Source organism: Hydrogenophaga luteola (assembly GCF_042648585.1).
GTDB lineage: Bacteria > Pseudomonadota > Gammaproteobacteria > Burkholderiales > Burkholderiaceae_C > Hydrogenophaga > Hydrogenophaga luteola.
Window position 1 is genome coordinate 58,419 of sequence record NZ_JBHRXX010000006.1, and the last position, 10,529, is coordinate 68,947.

The following is a 10,529-nucleotide window of genomic DNA, read 5'->3' on the forward strand; positions in this document are numbered from 1 at the left end:
CTCCTTCGGGATTGCGCCACCACGTGGGGATCAGAGGCGCACGCGACCTTCCACGCAGGTCACCGATGCGCCGCCGACCCAGATCGTGCCGTCGGCGTCGCGTTGAATGTGCACCCGGCCCTCGCGCGCCAGGGCCGTACCTTGCGCGGCCACGTAGCGCTCGGGCGCCAGGCCGGCGCCGATCAGCCACTGCGCCAGCGCCGCGTTCAGGCTGCCGGTGACCGGGTCCTCGGTCAGGCCGTTGTTTCCCGGGAAGAAGGCTCGCACCTCGAACTGCGTGTCGCCCGTGTCTTGCGGCCCGACCACGCCGACCTTGCCGCGCGGACCCACCACACCGATGTCCAGCCCGGCCAGCACCGCTGCATCGGGCTTCAAAGCCAGCACCTGCTCCGCGCTGCGCAGCATCACGCCGCGCCAGTTGGGGCCGTTGTCGCACCAGGCGTGCGCGGTGATGTCATCGCGCGCCACACCCAGGCCGCGGGCGATGAGCTGAACATCGGCTTCTTCCAGCGGGCCGCTCTTGATCAGCGGGGGCGCGGCAAAGGCCAAGCGGTCGCCGTCGCGGCGCAGTTTCACCAGACCCACGCCACATTCCTGCACCACGTGTTCACCGCGCGGCACGCCACCGGCTTCGAGCCAGGCGTGGCAGCTGCCCAGCGTGGGATGGCCGGCAAACGGCAGCTCGCGGCCCGGGCAGAAGATGCGCACGCGGTAGTCGGCGCCGTGGGCCCGGCCTTCATCGGTGGGCGGCAGCAGGAAGGTGCACTCCGACAGGTTGGTCCAGTTGGTGAAGTGCTGCATCTCGGCGGTCGAGAGGCCGCTGCCGTCCAGCACCACCGCCAGCGGGTTGCCGCGGTAGGGTGTGGTGGTGAACACGTCCACCTGTTTGAAGGGGCGTTGCTGCATGAAGGCTCTCCGTGGGGTCAGGACAGGGGCAGGTCGAGCACACCGCGGCTGGCGGGCAGGGCCAGCCACTGCGCGTACCAGCGCTCCAGATGCGGCCAGGCGGGGCGCGGCTGCGGCAGGCCCCACCAGCGGTGGACCTCGCAGGCGATGGGGATATCGGCCATGGTCAGCGCCTCGCCCGCCATGAAAGGCTGGCGCGCCAGGTGCTCGTCGAGCTGTGCGAACAGCGGCTCGGTCGCGGCCATGGACGCGGCGATGACGGCCGGGTCGCGCTGCGCTTCGGGCGTGCGGATCAGCTGTTTGAAGCCGGGGCTGCCGGCCGGGTTGAGCGTGGTCTGCTGCCAGTCCATCCAGCGCTCGGCGTCGGCGCGGCGCTGCAGGTCTTGCGGGTACAGCGGTGACGCTTCTCGTGCACACAGATAACGCACGATGGCGTTCGACTCCCAGAGCGTGAAGTCGCCGTCTTCCAGCAGCGGCACCAGGCCGTTGGGGTTCTTGGCGCGGTAGTCCGGCGTGTTCACCACGCCGTAGCTCAGACCCGCATCGATACGCTCGATGTCGAGTCCGAGCACCTGCGCGCACAGCACCACCTTGCGCACATTGATCGAACTCAGGCGGCCCCAGATGCGCAGCATGGCTTCAGTCCTTGACGGCTTCGCGGATGGCGTCGGCCAGCGCCTTGATACCGATGCGGATCTGGTCTTCGCTCGCCGTCACGAACGACAGGCGCATGGTGCGCGGGTCGCCCTGGTCGGCGTAGAACGCGGCGCCGGGCACGAAGGCCACGCCCTTGTCCACGGCCTTGGGCAGCAGGTCCACCGCATGCACGCCCTCGGGCAGGCGCGCCCACAGGAACATGCCACCCACGGGCGAGTTCCACTGCACGTCCAGGCCGGCCATTTCGATTTTCAGCGCGTCCAGCATCACCGCGCACTGGTGCTTGTAGAGCGCGCGGATGGTGGGCACGTGGCGGTCGATGAAACCGTCCTTGAGCACCTCGGCCACCATGCGCTGGTTGAAGGTCGGGCTGTGCAGATCGGCCGCCTGCTTGGCCTGCAGCAGCTTGGGCATGATGGCCCTGGGGGCCACCACATAGCCCAGGCGCAGGCCGGGCGCCAGCACCTTGGAGAACGAGCCTAGGTAGATGCCGCCTTCGGGGTTGCGCGCGGTCAGCGGCTTCGGCGGAGGCTGGTCGAACCAGAGGTCGCCGTAGGGGTTGTCTTCGATGATCGGCAGGCCGGTGGCCTGTGCAGCGTCCACCAGGGCCTGGCGGCGCGCCTCGCTCATGGTGCGGCCGGTGGGGTTCTGGAAGTTGGGCAGCACGTAGAGGAAGCGTGCGCCTGGCGCCTTCTTGGCGAGGTCGGCCACGTCGATGCCTTCGTCGTCGCTGTTCACGCTCACGATGGCCGGTTCCATCGGGGTGAAGGCCTGCAGCGCGCCCAGGTAGGTGGGCGTTTCCACCAGCACCGTGCTGCCCTCGTCGATCAGCACCTTGGCCACCAGGTCCAGGCCCTGCTGGCTGCCGGTGGTGATGAGCACCTGGTCCGGGCTCACGTCCCAAGGCAGTTGCTTCGCGATCCACTCGCGCAGGGCCGGCAGGCCCTCGCTGGCAGCGTACTGCAGTGCGGCGGCGCCGTCGGTTTTCAGCACGTCGTCGCAGGCGGCGGCGAAGGCCTGGACCGGGAAGGTCTTGGGCGAGGGCAGGCCGCCGGCAAAGCTGATGATGCCGGGCTTCTCCGTGACCTTGAGGATCTCGCGGATCACCGAGGGGTTCATCTTGTGGGCGCGTTTTGCGAGGGTCCAGGTCAAGGTTTTTCTCCGTGGATGGGGCCGTAGAACACGACCCAGGTGACAAAGTCGGGGCTGAAGTTTTCGAAGCGGTGCGCAACGCCCGCGGGGACGAACAGGATATCGCCGGCCCCCACGGTCTCGGTCTGGCCGTCGCGCCAGAACCCCGAGCGGCCGCGCTGCACCACGTACAGCTCGTCCTGCATGTGGGGCTGCTGGATGTCGCGACCGAGCTGCGAGGTGGCGGGCGCGAACAGCTCCACGTTCAGGCTGCCGTGGGCCAGGGCCTCCACGAAGGGCGTGGCCTGCGGGTAGTGGCCGCTCGCGGGCTGCGGCAGCGTGGCCAGCAGCGCCTGAAAGTCTGCTTTGAGCGGTGCGCTGTTCATCGCGGGCCTTGTGTTGGTGCGGCCATGCGCCGGCCCATGAAGACGGTCGCGACCACTGCCAGGGCAAAGCCCAGCGTGATCAGGTCCAGCGATTCGCCCAGCAGCGGCACGGCGGCCAGGATGCTGACGAAGGGCTGCAGCAGCTGGGTCTGGCTCACGCGCAGCGCGCCGCCCAGAGCCAGTCCGCGGAACCAGGCGAAGAAGCCGGCCCACATGGAAAACACGCCCACATAGCCCAGCGCCAGCCAGGCCGACAGCGCGATGGGCTGTTCGGGCCAGGTCAGCAGCGCGCCGGGGATCGTGACTGGCAGGCCCATGACGCAGACCCAGCTGATCACGCGTTCGGCGCCCAGCGTGGGCGTGACCCGCGCGCCGCCCACATAGCCCAGCGCTGCGGCCAGCACCGCGCCGACCAGCAGTGCGTCGGCCCACTCGAAACCGAAGCCGTGGCCCGCCTTCGCCGCGCGGACCAGGCTGTAGACCACCACCAGGGCGCTGCCCAGCACCGCGAACAGCCAGAAACCCAGGCGCGCGCGCTGGTGCATCAGCCAGGCGGCGACGGCGGCTGTGGCCAGCGGCAGCAGGGCGGTGATGACGGCGGCGTGGCTGGCCGTCACGTGCCGCAACGCCCAGCCCAACAGCAGCGGGTAGCCGATGGCGTTGCCCGCCAGCGAGAGCAGCAAGGGCCCGCGTTCAGCGGTGGTGGGCAGGCGCGAGCGCGTGGCCAGCAGGTAGATGGCAGACAGCCCGCCGGCCAGCGCCGCGCGCGCCCAGGTCACGAACCAGGGGGAGAGCTGGGGCACGTCGGCGGTGCCGGTGGCCAGCCGCGTCATCGGCAGGGTGAGGCCAAACACCACCACGCCGACCAGACCCAGCCAGAGACCGAGGGTGGCGTAGCTCATGCGTTGTTGCGGTAGCGTGGTGGTAGTCATGCCGCACCGCCGCTCAGGCCGTCACCACCCAGCAGCATCCACGCCGCGGTGAGCAACAGGGCCAGCGCCATCAGCCGGTTGAATACCAGCAGCCGTGCCCCCGTGGGTTGTCCGTTCACCACCGGCCCGGCCAGCCAGTGGCGCAGCAGGGATCCGACCAGCGCGTAGCTGAGATTGCTGAAGAAGGCAAAAGCCAGCAGCACCGGCAGCACCGCGACGAAGCGCTGTTGTGCGTCGGGTTGCCCTGCGATCCAGCCCGCGACGATGGACAGCGCCAGCATCCAGGCCTTGATGTTGAGGAACTGCAGGCCCACGCCCTGCCAGAAGCCCACGTTCAACCGCGAGCTGTCCACCGAACTGAGAGACCGGCTGCCCCACAGCCGCCGCGCCAGCCACAGCAGGTAACCGGTGCCGCCGAGCAGGATGGCCCAGCGCAGCGCCGGCACCGCCACCACCAGCGAACCTACGCCGGCCGCGCACAGCGTGAACAGCAGGCCCCAGCCCACAGGCACCGCGGCGATGAAGCGCAGCGCACGCGGCAGCCCGCCGTTGGCCGCCAGTGCCGTGGACAGCGTGGTGTTGGGGCCGGGCGTGAAGCTGGTGGCCGTGGCCAGCACCAGCAGGGCGCTGAACTCGCTGGCGGTCATGGCTGCACCGTGGGGGCTTGTGGGGACATGCGATGCACTTTATCCTCGCGGGCCATACACAAACCATACAGATGGCCGGGTCACGGAATGAATCTGTGTGGTTCATGAGGGCCATACACCGCATGTTCCATAGCAAGGATTCCAGAGACGCCGCGCCGGACGCCACGGCGGTTGCGGCGCTGACCCGGACCGCCGCCCAGACGCTCACCGAACAGCTCGCCGAGCGTTTTGCCGCACGCATCCGCGACCGACTGCTCGCTCCCGGCGCGCGCCTGCCCAGCGTGCGCCAGTGCGCGGCCCAGCACGGCCTGAACCCGTCCACCGTGGTGGCAGCCTACGACCTGCTGCTGGCCCAGGGGCTGGTCGAGGCGCGGCCCCACCGGGGCTTCTTCGTGCGCGAGCGGGCGCCCTTGCGCGACGCCGGCGGCGTGGCGCCGGTCGCTCCCGTCGCCCCGCGCATGGCCGCTCCGCTGTCGGCCGCCACGCTGATCCGCGGCATGTTCCACCCCAGCGGCAGTCAGCCCCAGCCCGGCATGGGGGTGCTGCCGCCCGAATGGCTCGAATCCACCTTCATGCCCGCCGCGGTGCGCAAGGTCAGCGGCCAGAAGGCGCTGGCCGAGAGCTCGCTGCGCTACGGCGAGCCGCTGGGCGACGGGCATCTGCGGCGGGTGCTGGCTTCGCGCCTGCAGGGCCTGGGGCTGCCGGCGGACCCGGCGCAGATCATCACCACCGTGGGGGCCACGCACGCGCTGGACATCGTCAGCCGCACCCTGCTCAAGCCGGGCGACGCGGTGATGGTGGAAGAGCCCGGCTGGGCCGTGGAGTTCGCGCGCCTGGACGCGCTGGGCATGCGCATCCTGCCGGTGCCACGCGGCCCGGCCGGGCCCGACCTGGCGGTGATGGCGCGCTACTGCGAGGCCCACGCGCCCAAGCTGTTCGTGAGCGTGAGCGTGTTGCACAACCCCACCGGCTACTGCCTCTCGCCGGCCAGCGCGCACCGCGTGCTACAACTGGCCCAGCAGCACGATTTCCACATCGTCGAGGACGACACGTACAGCCACATCGCGCCCGAGCACGCCACCCGCATGAGCGTGCTCGACGGACTGCGTCGCACGATCTATGTCAGCGGCTTCGCCAAGATCCTCGCGCCCAACTGGCGCGTGGGCTATCTGGTGGCGCCGCCGGAACTGACCGAGCGCCTGCTCGACACCAAGCTGCTGGCCACGCTGACCACGCCGAGCCTGCTGGAGCGGGCGCTGGCGCACTGCATCGAAAGCGGCCAGCTGCGCCGCCACGCCGAGCGCATCCGCACCCGGCTGGATGCTGCGCGCACCCGCAGCGTGAAGCTGGCGCAGGCGGCGGGTTGCCGCTTCGTGGCCGAACCCTCGGGCCTGTTCGGCTGGGTCGACACGGGTGTGGACACCGAGGCGTTGGCCCAGCGCATGCTGGACGAGGACTACCTGATCGCGCCCGGGGCGCTGTTCCACGCCGCACGCGCGCCCAGCACGCTGATGCGCATCAACTTCGCGACCACGCAGGACGCGGCGTTCTGGAAGGTGTTCAGGCGCCTGCTGGCGAGCTGAGCAGCGCCGCAAGGGCCTGGTCCAGTGCCTGCGCCTCGGCCTGCATCAGCGGCAGGGCGCGTTCGAACAGGCGCCAGTCGCGGGCCAGCGCCGCCAGTTCGAGGCCCTTGGCCAGCCGTGCGCCGCGCTCGGCCGTCATGCTGCCGAGCGATCCCTTGAGACCGTGGGCGTGGGCGACCGCCTGGTCGGCATCCTGCGTCTGCAGGGCACGGGCCAACTGCCGCAGCCGTTCGGCCAGGTCGGTCCGCATGGCCTGGGCCAGCTGGCGCAGGGTGTCCTCGTCGCCGTCCAGGCGCCGGCGCAGCTTGGCCACGTCCAGCGCACCGGCGGCGGCGGGTGTGTGAGGTTCCGTGGCGGGCTCCTCTGGCAGACGCGCTGGTGCCGGTTGCCCCGAGGCACGCCGCAGCGCCTCGTCCATGGCCCGCATCAACGTCTGCGGCTCCACGGGCTTGGGTGTGTAGCTGTCCATGCCTGCGGCCAGGCAGGTGTCGCGGTCACCGCTCATGGCGTTGGCCGTCACCGCAACGATGGGTGTGTGCGGCTGGCTGCGCGCGGCTTCCAGCTCGCGGATGCGCTGCGTGGCCTGCAGGCCGTTGGTGCCGGGCATCTGGACGTCCATCAGCACCAGGTCCACCCCGCCGCGGGACCACAGCTCCACCGCCTGTTCCCCGTCGCGCGCCAGCAGCACGGTGCAACCCAGGCGTTGCAGCAGCTGGCGCATCAGCAGCTCGTTGACCGGGTGGTCTTCGGCCACCAGCACCCGCAGGCCGGCAAAGCGGTCGCCCGCCTGCGCAATCCCGTCCGGTTCGGCGGTAGCGCTCAGGGGGGCGTGGTCGGTGGCCTTTGTGTCGTCCAGGGGCAGTGTCACCGTGAAGGTGCTGCCCTGGCCCAGCGCGCTCTGCAAGCCGATCTCACCGCCCATCAGCCGCACCAGGCGCGAACAGATGGCCAGACCCAGGCCGCTGCCGCCAAACCGGCGCGCCGTGGAGGCGTCGGCCTGCGTGAAGGCGTCGAAGATGGTGGCCTGCTGCTTGGGCGAGATGCCGACGCCGCTGTCCTGCACCTGCAGGCGCAGTCGGGAGGCGGCGCCGTGACGGACGACATCGGCGGTGACATGGATGCGCCCGCCACGTGGTGTGAATTTCAGGGCGTTGGACAGCAGGTTGGACAGCACCTGGCGCAGCCGTCCCGGGTCGCCCTGCATGTGCCGGGGCAGTCCGGGCGCCATGTCCAGTGACCAGGCCAGCGGCTTCGCACGGGCCTGTTCGGCGTAGAGCGCCCCCACGTCCTGCAGCACCTCGTGCAGGTCAAAGCGAATCCGTTCGATGCTGAGCTTGCCGGCTTCGATGCGCGAGAGGTCGAGCACGTCGTTGAGCAGGCCCAGCAGCGCATGTGCCGAGCTGTCCATCAGCTCCAGCCAGTTCTTCTGTTCCGTGTTCAGCGGCGAGTCCATCAAGAGCCGGGTCAGGCCCATCAGGGCGTTCAGCGGCGTGCGTACTTCGTGGCTGATGTTGGCCAGGAACTCGCTCTTGGCCCGGCTCGCCTGCTCGGCCAGCTGGCGGGCCCGCTCGCCCTCGGCCTCAGCGCGCTTGCGCTCGCCGATGTCGGCCAGCGTACCCATCAGGCGCAGCGGACGGCCTCGGGCATCGTGCTCGGCCACCATCGCATGGTTCTCGACCCACAGCCAGCCGTCGCTGGTGCGGACGCGGTACTGAGACACCGCGTGCCGCAGCTCGTTGGCCAGCAGCCGGCGGTGCAGGTCATCGAACGCCTCACGATCATCCGGGTGGATGCGCGCCTGCAGGTCGGCCATGTTCCAGTTGCCCTCCATCGCGACATCGCCAAGCATCTCGCCCCAGCGTGCCGTCAGGAACACCTGGGGTGTGGGCAACTGCCAGTCCCAGAGTGCCAGCCTGGCTGCCTCGACGGCCAGCTGCAGCCGGTCGCGCGTCTCGTCCAGCGCCTCTTCGGCCAGCAGGCGGCTGTTCGACTCGCGGTGCACCGAACTGCGCAGGCGGTCGAGCTCGGCGTTCTGGCGGTCCAGTTCCGCCAGCAGCTTCTGGGTGCGCTCGCGTTCGCGCTGGAGATCCTGCTGCGCGCGTTGCAGATCCAGGGCGAGGCGTTGGGGAATGTCGGGCATGTCGGTGCTGGGAGACGGCCGGTCGCCCGGGTTCAGGTGCCGCCCAGCGCCTGCCAGCGCTCCAGGGCCTGCATCCATTCCTCTTCTATTTCGGCATGTCGGGCGCTGAGTTGAGTCGCGCGGGCTGCGTCGGTTGCAAACAGCTGGCCGTCGGCCAGGGCGGCGTCGATCTCCGCCTGTTCTTGTTCCAGGGCCTTGATCTTCGCGGGCAGGGCATCGAACTCGCGTTGTTCCTTGTAGCTGAGCTTGCGTTTACCTGCGACAGGAGCGCCGGCCGGAACAGGGGCTGCTGCGACTGTCTCCGACGGCTTGGCCGCCTGTTCGGGCGCACGCTGTCGCTGCAGCTCCTGCGCACGCGCCGACTGGGTCAGCCAGTCCTCCACGTCGCCAACGTATTCCCGCCAGACGCCATCGCCTTCGCTGACGATGGTGCTGGTGACCACGTTGTCCAGAAACCGCCGGTCGTGGCTGACCAGGAACACCGTGCCTTCGTACTGCTGCAGCAGGTCCTCCAGCAGCTCCAGGGTGTCGATGTCCAGGTCGTTGGTCGGTTCGTCCAGCACCAGCACGTTCGCCGGCCGGGCGAACAGGCGCGCCAGCAGCAGGCGGTTGCGTTCGCCGCCGGATAGCGTGCGTACCGGCGCGTTGGCCCGGGCCGGTGAAAACAGGAAGTCGTTCAGGTAGCTCTTGACGTGGGTGCGGCGGTTGCCGATTTCGATCCACTCGCTGCCCGGGCTGATGAAGTCCTCCAGCGTGGCGTCCAGGTTCACCTGGTCGCGCAACTGGTCGAAATAGGCCACGCTGATCTGGCTGCCCTGCCGCACGGTACCGCGGTCGGGGGGCAGTTCTCCCAGGATCATCTTGAGCAGCGTGGTCTTGCCAGCGCCGTTGGGACCGATCAGCCCCACCTTGTCTCCGCGCAGGATGGTGGCGCTGAAGTCGCGCACCACCGTGCGGGTGCCTCCATCTGCCGTGGGGAATGCCTTGGACACACGGTCCAGTTCAGCGACGATCTTGCCGCTGGCACCTCCGCTGGCCACCTCCAGCCGCACCTGTCCTACGGCGTCCCGCCGCTGGGCGCGCTGTTCGCGCAGGCGCTCCAGCCGCGTGATCCGTCCCTGTGCGCGAGTGCGGCGCGCCTCCACGCCCTTGCGGATCCACACCTCCTCCTGGGCCAGCAGTTTGTCTGCCCGGGCGTTGATCACGGCCTCCTGGGCCAGTTGCTCTTCCTTGAGCAACTGGTACTGGGCGAAGTTGCCCGGGTAGCTCAGCAGCCGTCCCCGGTCCAGCTCGACCATGCGGGTGACCACCCGGTCGAGAAAGGCACGGTCGTGGCTGATGGTCACCACGCTGCCTCGGTATTCCAGCAACAGGTCTTCCAGCCATGCGATGCTGTCCATGTCCAGGTGGTTGGTCGGCTCGTCCAGCAACAGTACATCGGGGCGGCTTACCAGGGCCTGGGCGAGTGCCACCCGCTTGCGGTTGCCGCCGGAGAGCTGGCCCACCGTGTGTGAGCCCTCCAGATGGAGGCGATGCAGGGTCTCTTCGACCCGCTGCTCCCAGTTCCATGCATCAAGCGCCTCAATCTTGCTCTGCAGCAAGTCCAGGTCCAGCCCTTCAGCTCCGCTGAGGTAGAGGTCCCTGGCTTGGCGGGCTTCAGCCAGTCCCAGGCTGGCCGCCACGAACACCGAGGCCGATGGATCCAGATCCGGCTCTTGCGGCACATGGGCGATCCGCAATCCGGTTTGCACCTGGAGCGTGCCGTCGTCGGGCTTTTCGATTCCGGCCAGCATCTTCAGGAGGGAGGACTTGCCCGTACCGTTGCGACCGATCAGTCCGACCCGCTCCTGGCTCTCAAGTGCAAAGTCGGTGTGGTCAAGCAGGGCCACATGGCCATAGGCCAGCTGGGCATCCTGCAGAGTAATGAGCGCCATATATAGATAGATAGGGGACAGTGAGAGGGGCAAAGCATTATCGTCAGCGCCCAGAGGCGGGGCTGCCTGAGCGCACAGAGCAGGCCCCGGTCGAGGGTGCAGGCAGACCGCATCTGCAAAGATTTTTTCGCGGCTTTTGACAAAGACCGAAAAACTGTCGTATACTGCAAGGCTTCGCTGATGACTGAATTGCTCGACGCAGTTGAGTGAGGT

At 69.1% G+C, this 10,529-nt stretch carries 9 protein-coding genes; 1 reads left to right on the forward strand and 8 read right to left on the reverse strand.

Annotated features, from left to right (window positions below):
* Positions 1 to 30: 30 nt before the first annotated feature.
* From ACFOPI_RS14610 to ACFOPI_RS14635, 6 genes are read right to left on the reverse strand one after another with little or no spacing between them, the layout of a single operon-like run.
* Entirely contained in the window at positions 31 to 906 is an 876-nt protein-coding gene (locus tag ACFOPI_RS14610; RefSeq protein ID WP_382175100.1) for a PhzF family phenazine biosynthesis protein, read from the reverse strand.
* Positions 907 to 923: 17 nt separating this feature from the next.
* Positions 924 to 1,541, reverse strand: a complete 618-nt coding sequence (locus ACFOPI_RS14615) for a glutathione S-transferase family protein (protein WP_382175102.1) — start codon at positions 1,539 to 1,541, stop codon at positions 924 to 926.
* Positions 1,542 to 1,545: 4 nt separating this feature from the next.
* Entirely contained in the window at positions 1,546 to 2,682 is a 1,137-nt protein-coding gene (locus tag ACFOPI_RS14620; RefSeq protein ID WP_382175124.1) for an aminotransferase-like domain-containing protein, read from the reverse strand.
* A 29-nt stretch (positions 2,683 to 2,711) separates the two neighbouring features.
* Positions 2,712 to 3,080: a cupin domain-containing protein gene (locus ACFOPI_RS14625; protein WP_382175105.1), complete on the reverse strand. Its 369-nt coding sequence runs from the start codon at positions 3,078 to 3,080 to the stop codon at positions 2,712 to 2,714.
* Positions 3,077 to 3,982, reverse strand: coding sequence for a DMT family transporter (locus tag ACFOPI_RS14630; RefSeq protein ID WP_382175108.1), 906 nt, complete (start codon positions 3,980 to 3,982; stop codon positions 3,077 to 3,079). The genes ACFOPI_RS14625 and ACFOPI_RS14630 overlap by 4 nt, the downstream gene beginning before the upstream one ends.
* Positions 3,983 to 4,008: 26 nt before the next feature.
* Entirely contained in the window at positions 4,009 to 4,659 is a 651-nt protein-coding gene (locus tag ACFOPI_RS14635) for a LysE family translocator (RefSeq protein ID WP_382175111.1), read from the reverse strand.
* Positions 4,660 to 4,781: 122 nt separating this feature from the next.
* Between ACFOPI_RS14635 and ACFOPI_RS14640 the strand changes: the two genes are divergently transcribed.
* A complete protein-coding gene (locus ACFOPI_RS14640; protein ID WP_382175114.1) occupies positions 4,782 to 6,242 on the forward strand; it encodes an aminotransferase-like domain-containing protein in 1,461 nt (486 codons plus the stop codon).
* On the opposite strand, the gene ACFOPI_RS14645 is transcribed toward ACFOPI_RS14640, so the two are convergent.
* Together ACFOPI_RS14645 and ACFOPI_RS14650 are read right to left on the reverse strand one after the other, a co-directional pair.
* On the reverse strand, positions 6,220 to 8,382 hold the full coding sequence (locus ACFOPI_RS14645) for an ATP-binding protein (protein ID WP_382175116.1): 2,163 nt from the start codon (positions 8,380 to 8,382) through the stop codon (positions 6,220 to 6,222). The two genes, ACFOPI_RS14640 and ACFOPI_RS14645, sit on opposite strands and share 23 nt — an antisense overlap.
* Positions 8,383 to 8,414: 32 nt before the next feature.
* Entirely contained in the window at positions 8,415 to 10,316 is a 1,902-nt protein-coding gene (locus tag ACFOPI_RS14650; RefSeq protein WP_382175119.1) for an ATP-binding cassette domain-containing protein, read from the reverse strand.
* Positions 10,317 to 10,529 lie beyond the last annotated feature (213 nt).